Source organism: Rubritepida flocculans DSM 14296 (assembly GCF_000425365.1).
Taxonomy (GTDB): Bacteria; Pseudomonadota; Alphaproteobacteria; order Acetobacterales; family Acetobacteraceae; genus Roseococcus; species Roseococcus flocculans.
This window is the reverse complement of record NZ_AUDH01000008.1, coordinates 101,826-125,575: the sequence shown is the minus strand read 5'-3', so window position 1 is coordinate 125,575 and position 23,750 is coordinate 101,826. Positions and strand designations below refer to the sequence as shown.

At 73.1% G+C, this 23,750-nt stretch carries 20 protein-coding genes; 9 read left to right on the top strand and 11 right to left on the bottom strand.

What is annotated here, in order from left to right; all coding sequences use genetic code 11:
• The first annotated feature begins 59 nt into the window (after positions 1-59).
• From H596_RS0109825 to guaA, 3 genes are read left to right on the top strand one after another with little or no spacing between them, the layout of a single operon-like run.
• Positions 60-1,367: an RsmB/NOP family class I SAM-dependent RNA methyltransferase gene (locus tag H596_RS0109825; RefSeq protein ID WP_027284746.1), complete on the top strand. Its 1,308-nt coding sequence runs from the start codon at positions 60-62 to the stop codon at positions 1,365-1,367.
• Positions 1,364-1,927, top strand: coding sequence for a GNAT family N-acetyltransferase (locus H596_RS0109820; RefSeq protein WP_027284745.1), 564 nt, complete (start codon positions 1,364-1,366; stop codon positions 1,925-1,927). Before H596_RS0109825 ends, H596_RS0109820 begins: the two co-directional genes overlap by 4 nt.
• A gap of 58 nt (positions 1,928-1,985) precedes the next feature.
• A complete protein-coding gene (gene guaA / locus H596_RS0109815; RefSeq protein WP_051212750.1) occupies positions 1,986-3,545 on the top strand; it encodes a glutamine-hydrolyzing GMP synthase in 1,560 nt (519 codons plus the stop codon).
• Positions 3,546-3,698: 153 nt separating this feature from the next.
• Here guaA and H596_RS0109810 read toward each other — a convergent pair whose 3' ends face one another.
• On the bottom strand, positions 3,699-4,631 hold the full coding sequence (locus H596_RS0109810; RefSeq protein ID WP_027284743.1) for a Gfo/Idh/MocA family protein: 933 nt from the start codon (positions 4,629-4,631) through the stop codon (positions 3,699-3,701).
• 90 nt (positions 4,632-4,721) lie between these two features.
• Here H596_RS0109810 and secD point away from each other — a divergent pair, with 90 nt between their 5' ends.
• Together secD and H596_RS0109800 are read left to right on the top strand one after the other, a co-directional pair.
• Positions 4,722-7,301 carry a protein translocase subunit SecD gene (gene secD / locus H596_RS0109805; protein ID WP_027284742.1) on the top strand — a complete coding sequence of 860 codons (2,580 nt, stop codon included), beginning with the start codon at positions 4,722-4,724 and terminating at the stop codon, positions 7,299-7,301.
• Positions 7,302-7,462: 161 nt separating this feature from the next.
• Entirely contained in the window at positions 7,463-8,503 is a 1,041-nt protein-coding gene (locus tag H596_RS0109800; protein WP_027284741.1) for an EAL domain-containing protein, read from the top strand.
• On the opposite strand, the gene H596_RS0109795 is transcribed toward H596_RS0109800, so the two are convergent.
• The 8 genes from H596_RS0109795 to H596_RS0109760 are packed head-to-tail and all read right to left on the bottom strand — an operon-like array spanning position 8,479 to position 18,231.
• Entirely contained in the window at positions 8,479-9,648 is a 1,170-nt protein-coding gene (locus tag H596_RS0109795; RefSeq protein WP_027284740.1) for an iron-containing alcohol dehydrogenase, read from the bottom strand. The two genes, H596_RS0109800 and H596_RS0109795, sit on opposite strands and share 25 nt — an antisense overlap.
• Positions 9,649-9,656: 8 nt before the next feature.
• The gene (locus H596_RS0109790) at positions 9,657-10,706 is read right to left on the bottom strand and encodes an ABC transporter ATP-binding protein (protein ID WP_027284739.1); all 1,050 of its coding nucleotides are present in this window, start codon (positions 10,704-10,706) and stop codon (positions 9,657-9,659) included.
• Positions 10,703-11,695 carry an ABC transporter ATP-binding protein gene (locus H596_RS0109785; protein WP_027284738.1) on the bottom strand — a complete coding sequence of 331 codons (993 nt, stop codon included), beginning with the start codon at positions 11,693-11,695 and terminating at the stop codon, positions 10,703-10,705. Before H596_RS0109785 ends, H596_RS0109790 begins: the two co-directional genes overlap by 4 nt.
• The gene (locus H596_RS0109780) at positions 11,692-13,125 is read right to left on the bottom strand and encodes an amidohydrolase family protein (protein ID WP_027284737.1); all 1,434 of its coding nucleotides are present in this window, start codon (positions 13,123-13,125) and stop codon (positions 11,692-11,694) included. Before H596_RS0109780 ends, H596_RS0109785 begins: the two co-directional genes overlap by 4 nt.
• A gap of 15 nt (positions 13,126-13,140) precedes the next feature.
• Complete coding sequence (locus tag H596_RS0109775) at positions 13,141-14,745, bottom strand: ABC transporter substrate-binding protein (protein ID WP_027284736.1); 1,605 nt, start codon at positions 14,743-14,745, stop codon at positions 13,141-13,143.
• A gap of 20 nt (positions 14,746-14,765) precedes the next feature.
• Positions 14,766-15,638 carry an ABC transporter permease gene (locus H596_RS0109770; protein ID WP_027284735.1) on the bottom strand — a complete coding sequence of 291 codons (873 nt, stop codon included), beginning with the start codon at positions 15,636-15,638 and terminating at the stop codon, positions 14,766-14,768.
• Positions 15,635-16,576, bottom strand: coding sequence for an ABC transporter permease (locus H596_RS0109765; RefSeq protein ID WP_027284734.1), 942 nt, complete (start codon positions 16,574-16,576; stop codon positions 15,635-15,637). The genes H596_RS0109770 and H596_RS0109765 overlap by 4 nt, the downstream gene beginning before the upstream one ends.
• Complete coding sequence (locus H596_RS0109760) at positions 16,576-18,231, bottom strand: amidohydrolase (RefSeq protein ID WP_051212738.1); 1,656 nt, start codon at positions 18,229-18,231, stop codon at positions 16,576-16,578. The genes H596_RS0109765 and H596_RS0109760 overlap by 1 nt, the downstream gene beginning before the upstream one ends.
• 95 nt (positions 18,232-18,326) lie before the next feature.
• Between H596_RS0109760 and H596_RS0109755 the strand changes: the two genes are divergently transcribed.
• From H596_RS0109755 to H596_RS0109740, 4 genes are read left to right on the top strand one after another with little or no spacing between them, the layout of a single operon-like run.
• Positions 18,327-19,637, top strand: coding sequence for an NAD(P)/FAD-dependent oxidoreductase (locus H596_RS0109755; RefSeq protein ID WP_027284732.1), 1,311 nt, complete (start codon positions 18,327-18,329; stop codon positions 19,635-19,637).
• Between the two features lie 32 nt (positions 19,638-19,669).
• Positions 19,670-20,650, top strand: a complete 981-nt coding sequence (locus H596_RS0109750) for a tripartite tricarboxylate transporter substrate binding protein (protein ID WP_027284731.1) — start codon at positions 19,670-19,672, stop codon at positions 20,648-20,650.
• The gene (locus H596_RS0109745; RefSeq protein ID WP_027284730.1) at positions 20,647-21,072 is read left to right on the top strand and encodes a tripartite tricarboxylate transporter TctB family protein; all 426 of its coding nucleotides are present in this window, start codon (positions 20,647-20,649) and stop codon (positions 21,070-21,072) included. The genes H596_RS0109750 and H596_RS0109745 overlap by 4 nt, the downstream gene beginning before the upstream one ends.
• Positions 21,072-22,550, top strand: coding sequence for a tripartite tricarboxylate transporter permease (locus H596_RS0109740; RefSeq protein WP_027284729.1), 1,479 nt, complete (start codon positions 21,072-21,074; stop codon positions 22,548-22,550). The genes H596_RS0109745 and H596_RS0109740 overlap by 1 nt, the downstream gene beginning before the upstream one ends.
• Here H596_RS0109740 and H596_RS20955 read toward each other — a convergent pair.
• A complete protein-coding gene (locus H596_RS20955) occupies positions 22,531-23,028 on the bottom strand; it encodes a thioesterase family protein (RefSeq protein ID WP_051212736.1) in 498 nt (165 codons plus the stop codon). The genes H596_RS0109740 and H596_RS20955 overlap by 20 nt on opposite strands.
• A 12-nt stretch (positions 23,029-23,040) precedes the next feature.
• Positions 23,041-23,745 carry an RraA family protein gene (locus H596_RS0109730; RefSeq protein WP_027284728.1) on the bottom strand — a complete coding sequence of 235 codons (705 nt, stop codon included), beginning with the start codon at positions 23,743-23,745 and terminating at the stop codon, positions 23,041-23,043.
• Between the last annotated feature and the right edge of the window lie 5 nt (positions 23,746-23,750).

Below are 23,750 nucleotides of genomic sequence, written 5' to 3'. Positions count from 1 at the left end.
CGGCAGAGGCTTGCCGCGCCGGCGCGCCCCGCGCCCCCCTCTCCGCGGACCCTCGCTGCATGACCCCCGAAGGGCGCCTCGCCGCCGCCATAGACCTGCTGCACGCCGCGCTGGAGGCGCCCCGCCGCCCGGCCGACGCCATCGCCGCCGAGTTCTTCCGCGCGCGCCGCTACATCGGCGGGGGGGATCGCCGCGCCGTCTCCGACCTCGCCTGGGGAGTGCTGCGCCAGCGGCTGCGCCTCGACTGGTGGCTCGCCGAGGCCGGCGCGCGGCCCACGCCGCGGCTGCTCGCGCTCGCGCATCTGCTGCTCGTGGAGGGGCTGACGCCCGCCGAGGCGGCGCGCCGCTTCGAGGGCGGGCGCTACGGGGCGGGCGCGCTCGACATCGGCGAGCGGGGCGCGGCCCGGGCGCTCGCCGGCAAGCCGCTCATCGGCAAGGAGATGCCCGAGGGCGTGCGCCTCAACCTGCCCGCCTGGGCGCTGCCCGGCCTCGCCGCCCGCTTCGGCGCGCGGCTCGCCGAGGAGGCAGCGGCCCTGGAGCAGGGCGCGCCGCTCGACCTGCGCGCGAACCGCCTGCGCACGACGCGCGAGGCGGCGGCCGCGGCGCTGGCGGCCGAGGGCTTCGCCCCCGAGCCCACCCCCTTCGCCCCGCACGGGCTGCGGCTGCGGGGCCGCGCCGCCGTGACGGCCAGCGCCGCCTACCGCGAGGGGCTGGTCGAGGTGCAGGACGAGGGCAGCCAGCTCATCGCGGCGCTGGTGGGCGCGCGGCCGGGCATGCGGGTCGCGGACTACTGCGCGGGCGCGGCGGGCAAGACGCTCGCCATGGCCGCCGACATGGAGAATCGCGGCCGCATCACCGCCTGCGACGTCTCGGCACCGAGGCTTTCGGGCGCGCTGAAGCGGCTGCGCCGGGCGGGGGTGCACAATGCCGAGACGCATCTGCTCGCACCCGGGGATCGCTGGGCGAAGCGCCGGGCGGGCGGCTTCGACCGGGTGCTGGTGGACGCCCCCTGCACCGGCACCGGCACCTGGCGGCGCAACCCCGACGCGCGCAGCCGGCTGGGCGCGGAGGATCTTCAGGAACTCCTCACCAAGCAGGGTGAAATTCTCGACACCTCGGCGCAGCTCGTCCGGCCCGGGGGTAGGCTGATCTACGCGACATGCTCGCTTCTGCCGGAGGAGGATGAGATGCAGGTCGAGGCTTTCCTCGCGCGCCATCCGGGCTTCCGCCCCGTGCCGCTCGCCCGCGCCTGGGCCGAGGCGGGGCTGCCCGGCGCGCCGCCCTGCGCGGGGCCGCATCTCGCCCTCTCGCCGGCGGCGCATGGCACGGACGGCTTCTTCGCCGCCGTGCTGGAGCGGGCGGCGTGATCACCATCCGCCGCGCCCGGGCGGCGGACGCGCCGGCCATGGCGCGGGTGCATCTGGCCGCCTGGCGCAGCGCCTATGCGGGCATCCTGCCGGCCGGGTATCTCGCCGGGCTCTCGGCCCTGCGCGAGGGGGCGGCCTATGAGCAGGCCATCCTGGAGCGGCGCGGCGGCCATGCCGCCTTCGTCGCGGTGGCGGACGGCTTCGAGCCCGGCGGGGCGGGGGTGGTGGGCTTCGTCACCGGCGGGCTCGCCCGCCGCCCCGGCATCGCCGAGGGCGAGGTGGAGACGCTCTACCTGCTGGACGACGCGCAGGGGCGCGGCGTGGGGCGGCGGATGATGCGCGCCATCGCCTCGCACCTCGCCTCGCTGGGTGCGCAATCGGCCTTCGCCTGGGTGCTGGAGGCCAACCCCTCGCGCTGGTTCTACGAGCGGCTGGGCGCGCGGCTCGCGGCGCGCGAGGCGATCCGCTTCGCCGGCCAGCCCATGGTGCAGCTCGCCTATGCCTGGACGCCGATCCACACCCTGCTCAGCGCCACGGCGGTGACGCGGCTGCCGCGATAGGCCCCGCCCCGCGCCCGCGCGTCTTGACGCCGGCCGCGCCGCCGTGCTGCTGCCCGCCATGGCCCAGCACCACGACCGCCTCCTCATCCTGGATTTCGGCAGCCAGGTGACGCAGCTCATCGCGCGGCGCCTGCGCGAATCCGGCGTCTATTGCGAGATCTGGCCCTACAACCGCGCGCCCGAGGCGCGCATCCGCGCCTTCGCGCCCAGGGGGATCATCCTCTCCGGCGGGCCAGCCAGCGTGACCGAGGGCGAGAGCCCCCGCGCGCCCGAGGCGGTGTTCACGCTCGGCCTGCCCGTGCTCGGCATCTGCTACGGGCAGCAGACCATGGCCGCGCAGCTCGGCGGGCAGGTGGAGGGCTCCGATCACCGCGAGTTCGGCCGCGCCTTCGTGGATGTGGTGGGCGAGAGCGCGCTGACGCGCGGCGTCTGGGCCCCCGGGGCGCGCGAGCAGGTGTGGATGAGCCATGGCGACCGCGTGACACGCCTGCCCGAGGGGTTCCGCGCCGTGGCCGTCAGCGAGGGCGCGCCCTATGCGGCCATCGCCGACGACGCGCGCCGCTTCTACGGCGTGCAGTTCCACCCCGAGGTGGTGCACACCCCGCACGGGGCGGCGCTGCTGCGCAACTTCTCGCACGGCATCTGCGGCTGCGCGGGCGACTGGACGATGGGCGCCTATCGCGCCGAGGCCATCCAGCGCATCCGCGCCCAGGTGGGCCAGGGGCGGGTGGTCTGCGGCCTCTCCGGCGGCGTGGATTCCTCGGTGGCGGCGGTGCTGATCCACGAGGCGGTGGGCGATCAGCTCACCTGCATCTTCGTCGATCACGGGCTGATGCGCGCGGGCGAGGCCGAGCAGGTGGTGCGCACCTTCCGCGAGCGCTTCAACATCCGCCTCGTGCACCGCGACGCCTCCGAGCTCTTCCTCGGCCAGCTCTCCGGCGTCACCGACCCCGAGGCCAAGCGCAAGACCATCGGCCGGCTGTTCGTGGAGGTGTTCGAGGAGGAGCAGAACAAGCTCGGCGGGGCGGATTTCCTCGCCCAGGGCACGCTCTATCCGGACGTGATCGAGAGCGTCTCGGCCACCGGGGGGCCTTCGGTCACCATCAAGTCGCACCACAATGTGGGCGGGCTGCCCGAGGGGATGCGCATGCGCCTCGTCGAGCCGCTGCGCGAGCTGTTCAAGGACGAGGTGCGCGCGCTGGGCCGCGAGCTCGGCCTGCCCGAGGAGATCGTGGGCCGCCACCCCTTCCCCGGCCCCGGCCTCGCCATCCGCATCCCGGGCGAGGTGACGCGCGAGAAGGCCGATCTGCTGCGGCGCGTGGATTCCATCTTCCTCGAGGAAATCCGCGCCGCCGGCCTCTATGACGCGATCTGGCAGGCCTTCGCCGTGCTGCTGCCCGTGCGCACCGTGGGCGTGATGGGCGATGGCCGCACCTATGACCAGGCCTGCGCCCTGCGCGCGGTGACCAGCACGGACGGGATGACGGCCGATGTCTATCCCTTCGACATGGGCTTCCTGACCCGGGTGGCGGGGCGCATCGTGAACGAGGTGCGCGGGATCAACCGCGTGACCTACGACATCACCTCCAAGCCGCCCGGCACCATCGAGTGGGAGTGATACGGGCGGCCTGCGATGCCGCCCGTGTCATACCAGCGGCCGCTTGCCTTGACTCGTGAGAAGGCGGCGCGGCCGCTGGTATGCCTCTGTTTTGGCACGCCGCCGCCCGCCAACCCGGCGTGCGCGATACGTCCGGCGTGACCGCCGGCCGTATCATACCAGCGCCGCCTCGACCCGAAGCGCCGCATCCAGCGCGGCGAGCCCCTGCGCCCCGGTCGCCTCATGCGGCGCGCCGTCGAGGATGGCGGCGATGAAGGCGGCCTGCTCGGCCTCCAGGCTGTCGTGCTCCGTCCAGGAGCGGCGGGTGACGCCCCAGCCCGGCATCTGCTCCAGCGGCGTCTCGCCCCCGCGCTCCAGGAATTCGAGGCTGCGGGCCAGGAAATCCACCCTCAACTCGCCCTCCGGGCCGAGCGCGCGCAGCCGCCGCTCCAGCCCCACCGCCACGCGGCTCGCGCTCACCTGGGCCTGCGCGCCGTCGGCGAAGCGGAGCTGCGCCACCGCCCAGTCCGTGTTGGGGCTGGCCACGCGCCCGCCCACGGCGCGCACCTCCACGAGCGGGGCGGGCACGAGGGAGAGCAGCAGGTCGAGGTCGTGGATCATCAGGTCGAGCACGACCGAGACATCGAGGCTGCGCGGCCGGAAGGGCGCGACGCGCACCGCCTCCAGCGCCATCAGGCGCCGGCCCGCCAGGTTCTCGCGCAGGGTGCGGATGGCGGCCGAATGGCGCTCGATCTGCCCCACCATCAGCACGCGGCCGCGCCGGGCGGCCAGCGCGACGAGCGCCTCCGCCTCCTCGCGCGTGGCGGCGATGGGCTTCTCCACCAGCACATCCCGCCCCGCCTCGAGCGCGAGGCTGGCCAGCCGCGCGTGGTGCTGCGTGGGTGTGGCGATGATCAGCGCGTCCGAGGCGGCGAGCAGCGTCTCGAACTCGAGCGAGGGGCAGCCTGCCTCGGCCGCCACCCGCTCCGCCCGGACATGGTCGGGGTCATGCAGGCCGGCCAGGGTGGCGCGCGGGTTGGCCGCGAGCTTGAGCGCGTGGAAGCGGCCGAAATGCCCCGCGCCGAGAACGCCGATTCTGAGGCTCATGGCCCCGGGGGGTAGCCCGTCCGCGCGAGGCTTGCATCCCCCCCTCCCCCTCGTCATGTTCCGCCCAGCCTGATCGGGACCGTATTCGATATGATGTATTTCGCGCGGTGGAAGACCGCGGCCATCCTGCTGGTCTGCCTCGCCGGCTTCCTGGTGAGCCTGCCCAACCTCTTCCCGCGCGCGGCCTTCCCCGACTGGTTCCCGCTGCGCCAGATCGCGCTCGGGCTCGATCTGCGCGGCGGTTCCTATCTGCTGCTGGAGGTGGACACCTCGGTGCTGCTGCGCGAGCGGCTGGAGAACCTGGTCGAGGGCACGCGCCGCGGCATGACGCAGGCGAGCCCGCGCATCGCCTACACGGGCCTCACCGCCCAGCCCGAGCAGCGGCGCATCCAGTTGCGCATCACCGAGCCCGCCCAGCGCGAGGCGGCGCTGCGCATCCTGCGCGAACTCGCCAACCCCGTGCAGGTCCCGGGCGGCGGCCAGGTGCCGGACATCGAGGTGGCCATCACCCCCGACGGGCTGCTGACGGCCACCGTCACCGAAGCCGGGCTGCGCGCCAAGGCGACCAACGCGGTGGAGCAGTCCATCGAGATCGTGCGCCGGCGCATCGACGAGACGGGGGTGGTGGAGGCGCTGATCGCCCGGCAGGGCCAGAACCGCATCCTCGTGCAGCTTCCGGGCGTGCAGGACCCGCAGCGGATCAAGGATCTGCTCGGCCGCACCGCGCGCATGACCTTCCACCTGCTGGACGAGACGGCGAACCTCGCCTCGCCCGTCGCGCCGCCCGGGGTGATGTTCCTGCCCGGCGAGCGGGAGGGCGAGCGCTACGCCGTGCGCCGGCGCGTGGAGGTGGATGGCGCGAACCTCTCCGACGCGCGCGCCGCGCAGGACACGCGCACCGGCGAATGGGTGGTGAACTTCAGCTTCGATTCCGTGGGCACGCGCCGCTTCGCCGAGGTGACGCGCGCGAATGTGGGCCGGCCCTTCGCCATCGTGCTGGACGAGAAGGTGATCACCGCCCCCGTGATCCGCGAGCCCATCACCGGCGGGCGCGGGCAGATCAGCGGCAACTTCACCGTGCGCACGGCGAACGACCTCGCGGTGCTGCTGCGCGCCGGCGCCCTGCCCGCGCCGCTGACGGTGGTCGAGGAGCGCACCGTGGGCCCCGAGCTGGGCGAGGACGCGATCCGCGCGGGCATGATCAGCCTCGCGGCCGGCACCGCCTTCGTCTTCCTCTACATGGGGCTGGCCTACGGGCTGTTCGGCTGGTTCGCCAACATCGCGCTGTTCGTCAACATCGTGCTGCTGCTGGCCTGCATGACGCTGCTGGAGGCGACGCTGACGCTGCCCGGCATCGCGGGCATCGTGCTGACGCTGGGCACGGCGCTGGACGCGAACATCCTCATCAACGAGCGCATCCGCGAGGAGGTGAAGAACGGCCGCAGCCCGATCAGCGCGCTGGAGGCGGGCTATACGCGCGCGAGCGGCACCATCCTCGACGCGAACCTCACCAACCTCATCGCCATGGCCTTCCTCTACGGCTTCGGCTCGGGCCCGGTGAAGGGCTTCGCGGTGACGGTGGCGATCGGCACCGTGGTGCAGATGTGGACGGCCACCGTGCTCACCCGGCTCATGGTCGTGTGGTGGTACCGCGCGAAGAAGCCCAAGGAACTGCCGGTGGTGACGCGCCCCGGCCTGACGCTGATGCAGCGCCTCGCGCGGCCGCTGTTCCGCCTGGTGCCGGACAAGACGGACATCCCCTTCATGAAGGGCGCGCGCGCGGGGCTGATGGTCTCGGCCGTGCTCTCCACCGCCTCGCTGATCGGCGCCTTCTATCCGGGGCTCGAGAAGGGCATCGACTTCAAGGGCGGCATCGTGATGGAGGTGCGCGCGCCCGAGGCCGCCAATCTGCCCGCCCTGCGCGCCGCGGTGGGCGGGCTCAATGTGGGCGATGTCGGCCTGCAGCGCTTCGGCGACGACAGCACGGTGCTGGTGCGCCTGCCCGTCCCGCAGGAGGAATCGCAGGTGCAGGCGGTGGTGGCCCGCGTGCGCGCCGCCCTCGAACAGGCCCAGCCCGGGCTGCGCGTGCTGCGCGTGGAGGCGGTGGGCAACCGCATCTCGGACGAGCTGTTCCGAGGGGGGCTGATCGCGCTCGGCCTCTCGCTGCTCGCGATGCTGATCTACATCTGGGTCCGCTTCGAGTGGCAGTTCGGGCTTGCGGGCGTCATCACCCTGATCCTCGACACCACCAAGGCCATCGGCTTCATGGTGCTGTTCCAGATCGAGTTCAACCTGACCACCATCGCCGCCATCCTGACCATCGTGGGCTTCTCGGTGAACGACAAGGTGGTGGTGTTCGACCGGATGCGCGAGAACCTGCGCAAGTTCAAGACGATGCCGCTGAACCAGCTCGTCGATCTCTCCATCGACGAGACGCTGAACCGCAGCCTGGGCACCTCGATGACGCTGCTGCTCTCCGCGCTTCCGCTCGCGCTGTTCGGCGGAGACACGCTCTCGGGCTTCGCCTGGGTGATGGTGTTTGGCATCGTCGTCTCCACCTCCTCCTCGGTGTTCATCGCGGCGCCCATCGTGCTCTACACCGGCCGCACGCGGCTGCGGCGCGGCGAGCCCGAGGCGGCGAGGCCGCCGGGGCGGACGGCGCTGCGCTGAAAGCGCATGCGATCCTTGTTGAGGGTGGCGGCGGCGCCGTGTAGGCTCGCGGGCGATTAGATTGGAAGATTCGGCCCATTATTGAGAAACGCCCCGCCGCCGATTCCCGGGCGCCCGGCCGCATCCTGCTGCTCGCGCGCGAGGCGGCGCTCATCGCGGCGGTGGAGCGGGTCAGCGCCGAGCGGCAGGCGCCCCCGCCCCTGGTGCTCGCCTGCAATCGCGCGCTTCTGGCCGCGGTGCTCGACGGTGTGGGCGGCTTCGCCCATCTTCTGCTGCACGAGGCCGCGCGCGACTACGAGCCCACGCTGGTGGACGCGCTGGCCGAGGCCTCGCCCGGCGCGGCCATCGCGCTCCTGCCGCGCAGCCCCGGCGCGGGCGGCTTCGAGGCGCGGGTGCGCGAGGCGCTGGAGGGCCGGCTGCTGCCGCCCTCGCCCATCCCGGGCATGGGCAGCATGGCCGGGCGGCTGGCCGATGGCGGGCTTCTGCTGCGCTACCAGCCCATCCTGCGGCTGAAGGACCGCAAGCTCGTCATGGTCGAGGCGCTCTCGCGCTGGCGCAGCGAGCCGGTGGCGCTGGGCGCGGGCAGCTTCGTGCCGCACATGGAGCGCGCGGGTCTCGCGCGGCTGCTGGCGGGCGCCGTCATCCGCATCGCGGCGCGCGACCTGATGCGCCTGCCCGCGCTGGGCGCGCTGCGCGTCTCGGTGAACCTGCCGGTGGAGGAAGTGCTGAAGCCCGACCTCACGGCCTGGCTCGCCGCGCAGCTTCGCCGTTCGCGCCTGCCCCGGGCGCGGCTCGCCATCGAGCTCACCGAGACCTCCCCGGTGCGGGATTTCGCGCGGATGCGCCGGGCGCTGCGCCGGCTGCGCGCCGCCGGGCACGAGGTGCTGATCGACGATTTCGCCCTGGACGACCGCCGCCGCCGGCTGCTGCGCCTGCCCTTCACCGGGGTGAAGCTGGACAAGAGCCTGGTGCATGCGGCGGGCCGTTCCGCCCGCGCGCGGCAGCAGGTGCTGCGCATCGCCCGCACGGGGCTGACCGTGACGGCGGAGGGCATTTCCTCGCGCCCGCTCTGGGGGCTGCTGCGGGCGCTGGGGGCGCATCGTGGCCAGGGCTTCTGGATGGCGCGCCCCCTGCCCCTCGCCGCGCTCCCCGCCTGGGCGGCGCGCTGGAGGCGCGGTCAGCCCCGCCAGACCTCGCGGTAGAGCGCCAGGATTTCCTCCGCCGAGGGCACGCGCGGATTGTTGGCCGGGCTGCCGGAGGCCAGCGCCTGCTCGGCCATGGTGGGCAGCAGCGCCTCCCAGCGCTCCTGCGGGATGCCATGCGCGGCCGGGGTGGGCACCGCGAGGTCGCGGTTCAGGGCGCGCAGCTCCTCGAGCAGCTTGGCGCCCGCCACCTGGTCCGCGTCCTCCGCGCGCGCGCAGCCGATCAGCCGCGCCGCCTCGGCGTAGCGCGGCAGGGCGGCCGGCAGGCTGTAGGCGGTGACGGCGGGCAGCAGCATGGCGTTGGACAGCCCGTGCGGCACATGGAAATGCGCGCCGATGGGCCGCGACATGCCGTGCACCAGCGCCACCGAGGCGTTGGAGAAGGCGAGCCCCGCGAGCGTGGCGCCCAGCATCATCGCCTCGCGCGCCCGCGCATCCGCGCCATCGGCATGGACGGGGCGCAGCATGGGGCCGATCAGGCGCATCGCCTCGCGCGCGTACATGTCCGAGACGGGGTTGGCGCGGCGGCTGACGAAGGCCTCCAGCGCGTGGGTCAGGCTGTCGATGCCCGTATCGGCGGTGATGCGCGGGGGCAGGCTGAAGGTGAGCTCATGGTCCACCACCGCCGCGAGCGGCAGGGCGCCGAGCCCCGCGATGAGCATCTTCTCGTCGCGCTCGGAGTCGGTGATGACGGTGAAGCGCGTCGCCTCGCTGCCCGTGCCCGCGGTGGTGGGCACGCAGATGACGGGCAGCGCCGCCCGGTCCGCCGCCGCCGGCGCCTTGAAGGCGCGCATCTTCGTCCCCTCCGGCGCCGCGGCGAGAATGGCCATCGCCTTCGCCGTGTCCATGGGCGAGCCGCCGCCGAAGCCGATCAGCACGTCGTAATCCCCCGCGCGCAGGGCGCGCAGCCCGGCCTCCACCACCGTGTCGGTCGGGTCGGGGACGGTCTCGGAGAAGAGGCCCGGCGCCATGCCTTCGGCCCGCAGCGGCGCGAGGCAGCGCTCGACCATGCCCGAGGAGACCATCCAGGGATCGGTGACGACGAGCGGGCGCGAGAGGCCGAACTGCCGCAGCAGCGCGCCGAGCCGCGCGAGGCTGCCGCCGCCGATCAGCATCTGGCGCGGGGCGAGGATGGGCTGGACCATGGCGTTCCTCAGGCGTTCTCGGCCGCCTTCGCGTAGAGGGCGAGGCGCTTCGCCGCATTGGGCGCCAGCCCGCCCGAGAAGTCGAGCCCCGCCGGCGGCAGTTCCTCCGCCAAATGGCAGGCCACGCCGTTCGCCAGCGCGGGCTCCTTCTCGCGGCAGATGTCGCGCGCGAAGGGGCAGCGGGTGTGGAAACGGCAGCCGGGCGGCGGGTTGAGCGGCGAGGGCACATCGCCGCCGAGCGGCGTGACCTGCCCGCGCCGGCGCGGATCGGGGTGCGGGATCGCGGCCAGCAGCGCGCGCGTGTAGGGGTGGCAGGGATTGGCGAAAAGCGCGCGCTTCTCCGCGATCTCCACGATCTTGCCGAGATACATCACCGCGATGCGGTCGGCGACATGCTTCACCACCGCGAGGTCATGCGCGATGAAGAGGTAGGCGAGGCCCAGGCGCTTCTGCAGATCGGCGAGCAGGTTCACCACCTGCGCCTGGATCGAGACGTCCAGCGCCGAGACGGGCTCGTCGCACACCACGAGGTCGGGCTCGACGGCGAGCGCGCGGGCGATGCCGATGCGCTGGCGCTGCCCGCCCGAGAACTCGTGCGGGAAACGCTCGGCGTGGTAGGGGGCGAGGCCGACGAGGCGGAGCAGCTCCTCCACCCGCGCGCGGCGGCTCGCCTCATCGCGGACGCCGTGCACCTCCATGGGCTCGGCGATGGTGCGCCCCACCGTGTAGCGCGGGTTGAGCGAGGCGTAGGGATCCTGGAAGACGATCTGCGCGCGGCGGCGGAAGGCCTTGAGATCGGCGCGGTCGAGCGAGGTGATGTCGCGCCCCTCGAAACGCACCTCGCCCGCGCTCGGCTCGATGAGCCGCAGCACGAGGCGCGCGGTGGTGGATTTGCCGCAGCCGCTCTCGCCCACCAGGGCGAGGGTCTCGCCGCGCTGCAGCGTGAAGGAGACGCCATCCACCGCGCGCACCGTGCCGATCTGCTTCGCGAGGATCAGCCCACGTTTTACGGGGTAGTGCTTGGCGAGGCCCGCGACCTCGAGCAGCGGCGCGCTCATGCGGCGAGGCTCTGCTCGACCGGCGCGCGCCGGCAGGCCACGGCATGGCCCGGAACGACCTCGCGCAGCAGGGGCGCTTCCGCGCGGCAGGCTTCCTCCGCGAAGGGGCAGCGCGGGTGGAAGCGGCAGCCCTTGGGCAGGGCGAAGGGCGGCGGCACGGCGCCCGCGATGGCGAGCAGCCTCTCGCGCTCCTCATCCAGGCGCGGGATCGAGCCGAGCAGCCCGAGCGCGTAGGGGTGCTGCGGATCCTCGAACAGCGCGGCGGCGGGCGCGCGCTCCACCACACGGCCGGCGTACATCACCGCCACCTCGTCCGCCATCTCCGCCACCACGCCCAGGTCGTGCGTGATGAGGATGATGGACATGCCCGTCTCGGCCTGGAGTTCGCGCAGCAGGTCGAGGATCTGGGCCTGCACCGTCACGTCCAGCGCCGTGGTGGGCTCATCCGCGATGAGCAGCTTGGGCGAGCAGGCGAGCGCCATGGCGATCATCACGCGCTGGCGCATGCCGCCCGAGAGCTGGTGCGGATATTCGTCGAAGCGCCTCTCGGGCGAGGGGATGCGCACGCGCTTCAGCGCCGCGATCCCGCGCTCGCGCAGCTCGGCGGCGCTGGCGCGGGGCTCGTGCGCGCGGATCGCCTCCGCGATCTGGAAGCCGACGCGATGGACGGGGTTGAGCGAGGTCATCGGCTCCTGGAAGATCATCGCGATGTCGCGCCCGCGCACCGCGCGCATCTCCGCGGCCGAGAGCGCGGCGAGATCCCTCCCCTCCAGCAGCACGCGCCCGGAGGCGATGCGCCCGGGATGGGCGAGCAGCCGCATGATGGAGAGCGAGAGCACGGATTTCCCGCAGCCGCTCTCGCCCACGATGCCGAGCGTCCGTCCGCGCGGCACCTCGAGCGAGACGCCGTCCACCGCCGCGACCTCGCCGCCGGAGGTGCGGAAGACCGTGCGCAGGTTCTCCACCCGCAGGAGGGGCTCGGCGCTCACAGCCAGCGGAAGGTCGGGGGGGCGATCTTGTCCACCGGGCGATGCGCCCAGTCCTGCTCGGGCGCGCGGGCGACGATGCGCTTCTGCGCCTCGGCGAGATGCGCCGCGGCCTGGCGGAAGTCCATGGTCAGCACCTCGCCGTCGCCCACCACCTTGCGCCCGTCCACATAGACGTCCTTCACCGCGCGGTCGCCCGCGGCGTAGATGAGGGAGCGGACGGGATCGTGGCGCGGCTGCATGCGCGGGTGCGTCGCGTCCACCAGCACGATGTCGGCGCGCGCGCCGGGTGCGAGGCGGCCGATGTCCTCGCGCCCCAGCGCCTTCGCGCCGCCGATGGTGGCGGCGTCGAAGAGGTCGGTGGTGGACATGGTGCGCGGATTGCCCGCCTGGGTGCGCGCGAGGTAGGCGACGAGGCGGAGTTCGTCCAGCATGTTGTGCGGGTAGGTGTCGGTGCCGATGCCGAGATTCACCCCGCGCCGCCGATAGCGCCCGAAATCCTTGAGCGTGATTCCCCGCCGCGCGAAGACCGTGGGACAATGGGCGACGGTGGTGCCCGTCTCGGCGAGGATGTCGAGGTCGCGCTCGGTGTGCCAGCGCGTGCTCGGGTGGTCGTCGAGGAAGATGCCGTGGCCGATGATGCTCTGCCGGTCGAGCAGCCCCATCTCGTGCAGCCACTGGATGGGCGTGAGCCCGTGGCGGCGCGTGATCTCGTGGAACTCCACCACCGACTGCGCGGCGTGGATCTGCCAGGAGATGCCGCGCGCGCGCGCCTCGGCGCGGGAATCGCGCAGCAGCTCGGGCGTGCAGGTGTCGATCTGCGCGGGGCAGGCCATGCCGAACAGCAGGCCCGAGGGGTGCTGCTCCGCACGCTCGATGAGCAAGAAGGCCTCGGCCATCGCCTTCTCGCCGGCCTTCACGTCCCACTCGTATTCGACGAGATGCCCGTTCTTCGTGAACCAGCGCGCCGACTTGAACATCGGCGCGATGCACACGCGCATGCCGGCCTCGGCCAGCAGGTCGAGCCAGCCCGGATGGGCCATGGAAAGGTCGCACAGCGTGGTGACGCCGGAGAGCAGCAGCTCGGACAGCGCGACGCGCACGCAGTCCGGGATGGCTTCCGCGTCGCTGCGGAAGATGGGCATGAACTCGTAGAGCGAGGAGTTGTAGAGGCCGGGGCTGCCGATCTCGTCCAGCAGCCCCTTGTTCATCGGCTCGCTCGTCGGGTGCGAGTGGATGTTGACGAGCCCGGGCATCACCATCAGCCCGCGCCCGTCCACCACCGCATCCGCCACGCCGTCATAGCCGCGGCCGACGAAGCGGATCACGCCGTCCTCGAAGGCGAGATCCCCATCGGGCATGTAGGCGTGGCGCTTCTCCGAAGCGTCCCAGGCGACGATGAGCTCGGCGCCCTTGATCAGCGTGACGGACATGGCGGCGTTCCTCCCTCAGCGCACGCGCAGGTCGAGACCCTTGAAGATCCCGATGCCGTAGATGCCATGCGCCCGCGCGCCCTCGACGCGGCGCGTCGAGAACACGTTGAGCTGCGTGTGCGCGACGTTCAGCCAGGGCGCCGCCTCGTTAAGCTGGCGCTGGATGTTCGCCATGGCGCGCGCGCGCACGGCCGGGTCGATGGCGCTGCGCCCCTCCTCCAGCCAGGCGTCGGTCTGCGGATCGGCCCAGTTCATGCGGTTGGGCGTGGGCCGGTTGCGGCTGTGCCAGTAGAGGTTCAGCGCGTCGTTCGCCGAGATGTAGGGGTAGCTCAGGAACAGCACGTCATAGTCCTGGGTCGCGAGCCGGCCCCAGGCCACGGTGGCGTCGAAGAGCTGGATGCGCAGCTCGATCCCCACCTGGCGCACCGCCTGCTGGATGATCTCGCCCATGCGCTGGTTCGAGAGCGTGTTGATGGCGAAGAGCGTGAGCGTGGCGCGCTGGCCGTCCTTCACGCGGATGCCGTCGGGCCCGACGCGCCAGCCGGCCTCGTCCAGCATGCGGCGCGCCGCGTCGGGGTTGTAGTCGGGCACCAGGCGGTCGCTTTCGGGATCGTAGTCGAGCGCGCGGGGGTTGATGATGCCGCGCGCGGGGGTGGCGTGGCCGGACCAGACGGCGCGCACCAGCGCGGGCCGGTCCACCGCCATGTGGAAGGCGCGGCGGATCGCCACGTCGTTCGCCACGGGGCGCGTCACCTTGAAGCCGAGGTAGTGGTCCCAGAAATAGTTGGGCTGGTCGGAGACCTGGATGGTGGGCACGCGGCGCAGCGTGTCCCAGAACGCCTCGGGGATGTATTGCGTGATGTCGGCCTGGCCCGCCTGCAGCGCGGCCACGCGCGCCGCGGCCTCGGGGATCACGCGCCAGACGATGCGCTCGACATGGGCGGGGCCGCGGTTCTGCAGGATGGGCGGGCCCCAGCGGTAGTTGGGGTGGCGCGTCAGCACCATCTCGTTGCGCGGCGTCCAGGAGGCCCAGCAGAAGGGCCCGGTGCCGTTGAAGCCCTGCACGCCGAAATTGTCGCCGAGCCGCTCGACGGTCGCGGGATCCACCGCCGCGCCGAAGAAGAGCGCGAGGTTGGGCAGAAGCTCCGAATGCGGCCGGTTCAGCTCATAGACCAGCGTGTGCGGGCCGGTGGCGCGGATTTCCTTCACGTCGCCCGCGCGCCAGGCGACGGGCGAGGTGACGCGCGGCGTGGTGCGGCCGATCCAGCGGTTCAGGCTGAAGGCCATGTCGGCGGCGGTGAAGGGCTTGCCGTCGCAGAAGGTCACGTCGCTGCGCAGGTGGAAGGTGTAGGTGAGGCCGTCGGGCGTCACCTCCCAGCGTTCGGCGAGGCCGGGCACCACCGTGCGCATGTCGAAGTCGAGATTGACCAGCGTGTCCGAGAGCATCGAGATCACCTCGCCCGCCGCGAGCGCGGTGGAGCGGTGCGGATCGTAACGGTCGCTGTCGATCTCGCGCATGATAGTGATCTGGTTGCGCGGCTGCGTCTGCGCCGCCGCCGTTCCCGCAAGGGCCAGCGCCGCGAGCCCCCCCAGCCATGCGCGTTTCCAGGACGTGGTCATGCCTTGTCTCCCTGCGTGGTTCAGATGCGCAGCTTGGGGTCGAGCGCGTCGCGCAGCGCGTCCCCGAGCACGTTGAAGGCCAGCACGATGGCGAAGATCCCGAGCGAGGGGATCACGCTGATGTGCGGCGCGATGAAGAGGAAGTTGCGCCCCTGCGCGGCCATGGCGCCGAGCTCCGCCGTGGGCGGCTGCGCGCCGAGGCCGAGGAAGGAGAGCGCCGAGCCGAGCAGGATCACCTGCCCCAGCCGCAGCGTGGCGAAGACGAAGATGGGCGAGAGGCAGTTCGGCGCCACATGGCGCAGGATCAGCCGCGCGTCGCTCATGCCGATGGCGCGCGCCGCCTCGATGTAGTCGAGGCCCATCACCACCAGCGCCGCCCCGCGCACGATGCGCGCCATCAGCGGCACGGTGGCGATGGAGAGCGCGATCACGACGCTGACGAGCCCCGGCCCGAAGATCGCCGCCAGCGCCAGGCCGAACAGGATGGCCGGGAAGCTCAGCAGCATGTCCATCAGCCGCATCAGCAGCCCGTCGAGCCGCTTGTAGAAGGCCGCCATGAAGCCGATCAGCGCGCCGAGCAGCCCGCCCGCCACCAGCGAGGCGAGGCCCATGCCCAACGTCACCCGCAGCCCGTGGATCATGCGCGAGAGGATGTCCCTCCCCTGCCCGTCCGTGCCCAGCCAGTACTGCGCCGAGGGCGGCTGCATGATGGCCATCAGGTCGGTCGCGAAAGGATCGTGCGGGGAGATCACGTCCGCCAGCAGCGCGGCCAGCACCACCAGCACGACGAAGACGAGGCTCGCCGCCGCCGCCGCGTCGCGCAGCAGCATGCGCAGCGGCGAGGGCCGGCGCGGCGCCTCGGGCAGGGCGGCGGGGGCGGCGGTCGCGCTCACGACTGGCGCACCCGCGGGTCGAGCACCGCATAGAGCAGGTCCACGACCAGGTTGATCACGATGAACCCCGCCGAGAGGACGATGATGGTGCCCTGCGCCATCGGGAAATCGGAGGAGAGAATGGCGCCCACCGCAAGCCGCCCGACGCCCGGCCAGGAGAAGATGGTCTCCGTCACCACCGCCCCGCCCAGCAGGAAGCCGATCTGCAGGCCGATGAGGGTGATGACGGGGATCAGCGCGTTGCGCAGCGCGTGGCGCAGCACCACGAGGCGCTCCGTCAGCCCCTTGGCGCGGGCGGTGCGCACATGCTCCGCGCCCAGCGCATCCACCACCGCCGTGCGCGTCATGCGCGCCACGGGGCCGACGAAGACGCCGCCCAGCGTGACGGCGGGCAGGATGATCGCGAGCAGCCCGTCCAGCGTCCACAGCGGCCCCGCCCGCCCCGTGAAGGGCAGGAGCTGCCACTGGAAGCCCACGAACCAGATCAGCACCAGGCCGAGGAAGAACACGGGCACCGACACGCCCGCCACGCTCACCGCCATGATCAGCCTGTCGAGCAGCGAGCCGCGCCAGTAGGCCGCCACCGTGCCGAGCAGGATGCCCGAGGGGATGGACCAGACAAGCGCGGCGAACATCAGCTCGAGCGTCGGGCCGATGGTGGCGCCCAGCTCCTGCGTCACCGGCACGTTGTTGATGATGGAGACGCCGAGATCCCCCTGCGCGAGCCGCCAGATATAGAGGCCGAACTGCACCCAGATCGGCTGGTCGAGCCCGAGCTCCCGGCGGATTTCCGCGATCACCTCCTGCGTGGCCTGCGGCCCCGCGCGCACCGTCGCGGGGTCCGTCGGGACCACCTGCATCAGCAGGAAGCCGATGAGCAGCACGCCGAACAGCACGGGCACGGCGAGGGCGAAGCGGTGCAGCGCGTGGCGCAGCATCAGGCGAGCTCCCCGTGCCGGTCGAAGATGGGCAGGCCGCCGCGCAGCGTCAGATGCGCCTCCACGCCCAGATATTCCTCGGGGGAGAGCGCCGTCAGATCCCGGCTCAGCACGGCGATGTCCGCGTCCATCCCGGGCTCCAGCCTGCCGCGCCGGTGCTCGACGAAGCTGCTGTAGGCGCCGCACCAAGTGTAGCAGTGCAGCGCCTCGGCCAGCGAAAGGCGCTCCTCCGGCCCCATCACCGTGCCCTGGTTGGTGCGCCGCGTGACCATGGCGAAGAGGTTGACGAAGGGATCCACCGTCGAGACCGGGCAGTCCGACGACGCGCTGGGATGATGACCCTCCTCCAGCCAGCTGCGCATGGGGTAGGCGTGGTCGGCCCGCGCGGGGCCGAGGTTGCGGCGGTAGAGATCGCCGAACTCGTACATGAACACGGGCTGCGGCACGGGCAGGATGCCGCGCGCGCGCATCCGCCGCCGGTGCGCCGGCGTGACGAAGCCGCAATGCTCGATGCGGTGGCGGCGCTCGGGCGTGGCCCCGGCCGCCTCCATGCCGCTCAGCACCTGCTCGATCGCCGCATCGCCGATGGCGTGGATGTCGAGCTGCCAGCCCTGCGCGTGGTAGGCCGCGAGCAGCGCGTGGATCGTCCCGGTCGGGAAGGTGAGGACGCCGGTGGTGTTCCCCACCAGATAGGGATCGAAGAAGGCGGCCGTCAGCCCGCCGGCCGAGCCGTCGGCGAACACCTTCACCGCGCCCCAGCGCAGCAGCGCGTCCGGATCGTCGCCGGGCCGCCAGGGCCGCATGCCGGCCTGCCAGGCCTCCGCGGCGATGCCCTCGGGATTGCCCGCGAGCACGAGCCACATGCGCTGCAGGCAGCGCCCCTCCTCCGCCGCGCGGGCGTAGGCGGCGAGCTCGGCCATGTCGGCCGTCATGCCCACGTTCATGTCGGTGGCGGAGGCGAAGCCGAGCGCGGCGAGGCGCCGCCCCGCGGCCTCGATCGCCTCCACCATGCGCGCGGTGTCAGGCGCGGGAATCGCGGCCTTGATGAGAGCGAGCGCGCGCTCCTGGATCAGCCCCGTCAGCGCGCCGTCGCGCCGCTCGATCACGCCGCCCTCCGGATCGGGCGTGTTGTGGCCGATTCCGGCCGCGCGCAGGGCGGCGCTGTTCGCCACGCCCATGTGCCCGCAGCTTCGCATGATGAAGAGCGGGTGGTCGGGCACGGCGGCGTCGAGCTCGGCTACGGTGGGATGGCGCGCGATGTCGAGCGCGCCGTGATCGTAGCCCCGGCCCAGCACCCATTCGCCGCGCGGCGTGCGCTCGGCCGCGGCGCGCAGGCGCCGGCGCATCTCCTCGAGCGAGCGCACCTCCTCCGCGCGCAGATTCACCATCCCGAGGCCGAGCCCGTAGGGCAGCAGATGCATGTGCGCCTCGTGGAAGGCCGGAATCGCCATGCGCCCGTCCAGCGCCACGCGCCGCGTGCCGGGGCCGGCCAGCGATTCGATCTCCTCATCCGTGCCGACGGCGATCACCCGCCCCCCGCCGATGGCCAGCGCCTGCGCCATGCCCTCGGCCAGTCCGCGAAACACCACGCCGCCCGTGAGGATGATCTCCGCCGTCAAACCCGCCCCCTCGTCGCTTCGCGCGGCATGCTTCATGGCTGCGCGCCCCGCGTCAACCGCCGGCCCCCCTTCCGGGGCGCGCGCCGCGCGTGGCACGCTCACGGGCTGGGCAGCGAGGGAGGCGCGCGGCCATGGGCGGAAGCATCTTCGCGGCGGAGTTCCAGGAGCGGCCCTACTGGTGGGAGGCGGCCGAGCCGCCGCGGCGCGACGCCGCCCTGCCCGCGCGCACCCGCGTGGCGATCGTGGGCGGCGGCTACACGGGGCTTTCCGCCGCGCTCACCCTCGCGCGGCTGGGTCACGAGGTGGTGGTGCTGGACGCCGAGCGCATCGGCTGGGGCGCCTCCTCGCGCAATGGCGGCATGGTCTCGGGCGGGCTCAAGGTGGCGCGCGGGCCGCTCGAGCGGAACTTCGGCCCCGAGCGCGCGGCCGAGATCGCGCGCGCCTGCGGCGCGAGCTTCCCCTTCATCGAGGAGCTGATCGCCCGCGAGGCCATCGCCTGCGACTATGTGCGCTCGGGCCGTTTCGTCGCGGCCTGGACGCCGCGCCACCTCGAGGCGCTCGCGGCCACCCGCGCGCGCATCGAGGAGATTTCGGGCCTGCCCGCGCGCATCGTCCCGCGCGCGGAGCAGCGTGATTTCCTGGGCAGCGACCACTACCACGGCGGCCTCTTCGCCGAGGGCGCGGGAAGCCTGCATCCGGGCAAATACGCCCGCGGCCTCGCCGCCGCCGCCGAGCGCGCGGGGGCGCGGCTGGTGGACGGCGTGCGCGTGGCCGCCCTCTCGCGCGAGGGCGCCGGGTTCCGGCTGCACGGCAGCGCGGGCGAGATGCGCGCCGACGCCGTGCTGATGGCCACCAACGGCTACTCGCGCGGCGGGCCCATGCCCTGGCTCGCGCGCCGGCTCATCCCGGTGGGCAGCACCATCATCGCCACGGAGGAGATCGGCGAGGCGCGCGTGGAGGCGCTCTTCCCCCGCCGGCGCATGGTCAGCGACACGAAGCGCGTGCTGAACTACTTCCGCCCCTCGCCGGACGGGCGGCGCGTGCTCTGGGGCGGGCGCGCGGGCTTCGGCCTGCAGGGCCTGCGCGCGGCGGCGGAGCGGCTGCATGCGATGATGCGCGCGGTGTTCCCCGAACTGGCCGCGGTGCGCCTCACCCACGCCTGGGCCGGCCAGGTGGCGATGACCTTCGATCACCTCCCGCATCTGGGCGTCGAGGCGGGGGTGCACTACGCCGCCGGCTGCCAGGGCAGCGGCGTGGCGATGGCGAGCTGGCTCGGCCACAACGCCGCGCTCAAGATGGCGGGCGCGGCCAATGCCGGCTTCGCCCTCGACGGGCTGCCCTTCCCCGCCCGCCCCCTCTACAACGGCAACCCGGACTGGATCCTGCCCATCGTGGGGCGCTGGTATCGCCTGCGCGACCATCTGGACCGGATCGCCGCCTGACGCACACCGCACCACGGCAGAGAGGAACGACCATGCACCGCCGCGCGCTGCTCGCCGCCGCCGCCCTGCTGCCCGCCGCCGCGGCGGCGCAGGGCTTCGCGCCGCAGAACCCCGAATGCATCGCCCCCGCCGCGCCGGGCGGGGGCTTCGACCTCACCTGCCGCCTCACCACGCGCATGCTGAACGAGCTCGGCATCGTCGGGCCGGCCATCCGCACGCAGAACATGCCCGGCGGCATCGGGGCGGTGGCGATCAACCACATCAACGCCCAGCGGCGCAGCGACCCGAACGTGATCGTCGCCGTCTCCACCGGCTCCTGGGTCAACATGGCGCAGGGGCGCTTCGGCCGCTTCGGCGAGAACGACGTGCGCTGGATCGGCGCCATCGGCGCGGATTTCGGCGTGATCGCCGTGCGGCGCGACAGCCGCTTCGCCACGCTGGCCGATCTCGTGGCCGCGCTGCGCGCCGACGCCGCCTCCGTGCCCATGGGCGCGGGCGGGGCGGTGGGCAGCCAGGACTGGCACAAGGCCGCGCTGGTGGCGCGCGCGGCGGGGGCCGACCCGCGCCGGCTGCGCTATGTGCCCTTCGAGGGCGGCGGCCAGGCCATGGCCGCGCTGCTGGGCGGCCACATCCAGGTCTTTCCCGGCGATGCGAGCGAGGTGCGCGGCCAGCTCGAGGCCGGGGAAATCCGCCTCCTCGCCGTGCTCGCCCCGCAGCGCCTGCCCGGCGTCTTCGCCGGCGTGCCCACGGCGCGCGAGCAGGGGGTGGAGGTGGACTGGCCCATCATTCGCGGCTTCTACGGCCCGCCGCAGATGCCCGAGGCCGCCTACGCCTTCTGGGTGGAGGCGCTGCGCCGCCTGCACGCCCACCCCGCCTGGGCCGAGGCGCGCAACGCCCAGGGCCTGTTCGAGTTCAACCTGCTCGGGGCCGAGTACGAGGCGCTGGCGAAGCGCCGCACCGCGGAGTTCCGCCAGCTCGCGCGCGAGGTGGGGCTGGTGACGCAGGCGCCATGACGGCCTCGCGCCTGCTCGGGGCGGTGCTGATCCTGCTCGCCGCGGCGGCGGCCTTCTCGGCGCAGTCGCTGGTCGTTCCCTTCGCGGCCGATCCGCTCGGCCCGCGCGGCTTTCCCACCACGGTGGCGGCGGTGCTGGGCGTCTGCGGCGCGCTGCTGCTGATCCCGCGCGGGGAGCCCTTCGCCTGGCCCGAGCGCCGCCTCGCGCCCTGGCTGCTGGTGGCGGCCATGGCGGGCTATGCGCTGCTGCTCGCCCCGCTCGGCTTCCTGCCGGCGACGGCGCTGCTGGCGGGGCTGGTGGCGCTCGTCTTCGGCGCGGCGCCGCTGCCCGCGCTCGCCACCGGGGTCGGGACGAGCCTGCTGCTCTGGGCGCTGTTCGACCGGCTGCTCGACCTGCCGCTGCCCAGGGGGGGGCTGGGCTGATGGAGGCGCTGGCCGCGCTGGGCGGCGGATTCGCGGTGGCGCTCGCGCCGCACAACCTCGCCCTCGCGCTGATCGGCTGCGTGATCGGCACGGCCATCGGCGTGCTGCCGGGCATCGGGCCGCTCAACGCCATCGCGCTGCTGCTGCCCTTCTGCCTCGCGCTGAAGCTGCCGCCGGAATCGGCGCTGATCCTGCTCGCCGCCGTCTATTACGGCTCGGGCTATGGCGGGCGCATCACCGCGATCCTGCTCAACATGCCGGGCGAGCCCTCGGCCGTGCTGACCACCCTCGACGGGCACCCGCTCGCCAGGCAGGGGCGCGGGGCGGCGGCGCTGGCGGTCTCGGGCGTCGGCAGCTTCCTGGGCGCCACGCTCTCCGTGGTGCTGATGACCTTCCTCTCCGTCCCGCTCGCCCGGGTGGCGGTGGCCTTCTCGCCGGCGGATTATGTGGCGCTGATCGCCTTCGCCCTCTCGCTGCTCGGCGCGGTCAGCGACGCGCCCGCCCCCAAGGCCTGGGCGGCGGGCTGCCTCGGCGTGCTGCTCGCGCTGGTGGGCGTGGATTCCGGGACGGGGGTGGAGCGCTTCACCCTGGGCTCCCTCGAGCTGCTGGGCGGCGTGGAGTTCACCGTGCTCGCCATCGGCCTCTTCGCCATCGGCGAAATCCTGCTGCTGGCCGAGCAGCGCGTGCGCGCCGAGGCGGCGAAGCTGGGCGGCGGGCGGGGGCTGTCGCTGCGCGAGCTCGCGGCCTGCCTGCCCGCCATGCTGCGCGCCACGGGCATCGGCTTCGTCATCGGCGTGCTGCCGGGGGCGGGCGCCTCGGTGGCCAGCGCCCTCTCCTACACCGCGGAGAAGCGGATGCACGGCACGGACGGGAGATTCGGCCAGGGCGATCTGCGCGGAGTCGCCGCGCCCGAGACGGCCGACAACGCGGCGCAGATCGGCAATCTCGTGCCCATGCTCTCGCTCGGCATCCCGGGCTCGGGCACCACGGCGGTGCTGCTCGGCGCGCTGCTGATGTACTCGATCACGCCGGGCCCCCTGCTGTTCGCGCAGCGGCCCGAGGTGGCCTGGGGCCTCATCGCCTCCATGTACATCGGCAACGCCATGCTGCTGCTGCTGAACCTGCCGCTCGTCGGCCTGTTCGCGCGGCTGCTGCTGGTGCCGGCCTCGGTGCTCTACCCGGGCGTGCTCGCGCTCTCCTTCGCGGGCGTCTATGCGGTGTCCAACTCCGCCTTCGACCTGCTGCTGGCGCTGGGCTTCGGGGTTCTGGGCTGGTGGCTGCGCAAGCTCGGCGTGCCGCTCGTGCCCATCGTGCTCGGCTTCGTGCTGGGGCGCATGCTGGAGGACAATCTCCGCCGCGCCCTCGCGCTCTCGGACGGGGAAGTGCTCGCCCTGCTACACTCGCCCGTCTCCCTCGCGCTCTGGGCGATGACGGCGGCCGCCCTGCTCTGGCCGCTGTTCAGGCGCCGCGCCGCCTGAGCGCGAGACGCCGGGGCGGCGCGCCGGTGGCGAGGCCGCTCAGCCTCTCGCGCAGCGCCTCGGGCCAGGGGGTGACGCGGCGGATGCCGAGGTCCACGCAGAGGTAGAGCACCTCATGCTCCGAGGCCGTCCAGCCTTGCTCGAAATGGAACATGCGGTGGCGCACCAGCAGGCGCTTCTCGTCGGCGGCCAGCACCATGCTCTCGGCGCCGATGGGCATGGCCTCCGTCATCTCGCGCTGGTAGTCGAGCCAGGCCTCGGCGGCGAAGGTGCCGAGCCCCGCTTCGCGCAGCCCCGCGCCCAGGCCGATATGCGGCCAGAGCCGGTCGGTCTGCAGATCATAGGCGACGAGGTAGTAGCCCATGTTGAGGTGGCGGTAGCCGTCCACCCATTCGGGCTTCACCGCCGCGAGCGGCCGGTCCCAGCGGAACCAGCCTTCCTCGATGCGCGGGGCCGGGCCGTCCTCGACGAAGGGCATGGCGCGCGGCCGTCAGTGGATCTCGTCGGACTTCGCCAGCGCGTCGCGCAGCTTGCCGATGTCGAAATCGGGCCGCCGCGCCATCTCGAGGATCACCGCCTCCTTGCGGCTGAGCAGGTCTATCGCGGCGGGGATGGCCTTCACCGCCTCGGCGGGGATCACCACCGCGCCGTGCCGGTCGGCGTGCACCACCTCGTCGTGATGCACCAGCATGCCGTGCACGCTGACCGGCCGGCCCCAGTCCACGATGTGGACGTAGGCGTGCGAGGGATTCACCACGCCCAGGAGCTGGAAGCCCGGCGCCACCATGTCGAGGTCGCGGATCGAGCCGTTGGTGACGCAGCCCAGCGCCTTCAGCCCCTTGTGGACGGCGGTGTTCACCTCGCCCCAGAAGGCGCCCGTGCCCGGCACGTCGTCGAGGTCCTGCAGCACCACGACGGTGGGCATGTCGCTGTTCGCCACGTACTCGTACCAGCCGATGCGCGCGGCGCGGTCGGCCTCCTTGCTTCGGCCCGAGGGGTGGGCGGCGCGGATCGTGCCCACCCGCGCGGGCCCGCAGATGGGCGGCATGGAAGGATGCGCGCAGGTGAAGGGCCGCACCGTGAAGCCATGGCCGCGGCGGGCGGGGACGACGAGCTCCAGCGCGTTGCAGATGGTCGGCGTGTCCCAGGCGCAGAGCGCGTCGAGATCGGCCTGGGTGTAGGGGCGTTGCACCATGCGTT

Coding starts and splice junctions, on each gene's coding strand:
- H596_RS0109825 (WP_027284746.1), top strand. CDS start 60: ATGACCCCCGAAGGGCGCCTCGCCGCCGCCATAGACCTGCTGCACGCC.
- guaA (WP_051212750.1), top strand. CDS start 1,986: ATGGCCCAGCACCACGACCGCCTCCTCATCCTGGATTTCGGCAGCCAG.
- H596_RS0109810 (WP_027284743.1), bottom strand. CDS start 4,631: ATGAGCCTCAGAATCGGCGTTCTCGGCGCGGGGCATTTCGGCCGCTTC.
- secD (WP_027284742.1), top strand. CDS start 4,722: ATGATGTATTTCGCGCGGTGGAAGACCGCGGCCATCCTGCTGGTCTGC.
- H596_RS0109795 (WP_027284740.1), bottom strand. CDS start 9,648: ATGGTCCAGCCCATCCTCGCCCCGCGCCAGATGCTGATCGGCGGCGGC.
- H596_RS0109790 (WP_027284739.1), bottom strand. CDS start 10,706: ATGAGCGCGCCGCTGCTCGAGGTCGCGGGCCTCGCCAAGCACTACCCC.
- H596_RS0109780 (WP_027284737.1), bottom strand. CDS start 13,125: ATGTCCGTCACGCTGATCAAGGGCGCCGAGCTCATCGTCGCCTGGGAC.
- H596_RS0109775 (WP_027284736.1), bottom strand. CDS start 14,745: ATGACCACGTCCTGGAAACGCGCATGGCTGGGGGGGCTCGCGGCGCTG.
- H596_RS0109765 (WP_027284734.1), bottom strand. CDS start 16,576: ATGCTGCGCCACGCGCTGCACCGCTTCGCCCTCGCCGTGCCCGTGCTG.
- H596_RS0109760 (WP_051212738.1), bottom strand. CDS start 18,231: ATGAAGCATGCCGCGCGAAGCGACGAGGGGGCGGGTTTGACGGCGGAG.
- H596_RS0109755 (WP_027284732.1), top strand. CDS start 18,327: ATGGGCGGAAGCATCTTCGCGGCGGAGTTCCAGGAGCGGCCCTACTGG.
- H596_RS0109750 (WP_027284731.1), top strand. CDS start 19,670: ATGCACCGCCGCGCGCTGCTCGCCGCCGCCGCCCTGCTGCCCGCCGCC.
- H596_RS0109745 (WP_027284730.1), top strand. CDS start 20,647: ATGACGGCCTCGCGCCTGCTCGGGGCGGTGCTGATCCTGCTCGCCGCG.
- H596_RS0109740 (WP_027284729.1), top strand. CDS start 21,072: ATGGAGGCGCTGGCCGCGCTGGGCGGCGGATTCGCGGTGGCGCTCGCG.
- H596_RS20955 (WP_051212736.1), bottom strand. CDS start 23,028: ATGCCCTTCGTCGAGGACGGCCCGGCCCCGCGCATCGAGGAAGGCTGG.
- H596_RS0109730 (WP_027284728.1), bottom strand. CDS start 23,745: ATGGTGCAACGCCCCTACACCCAGGCCGATCTCGACGCGCTCTGCGCC.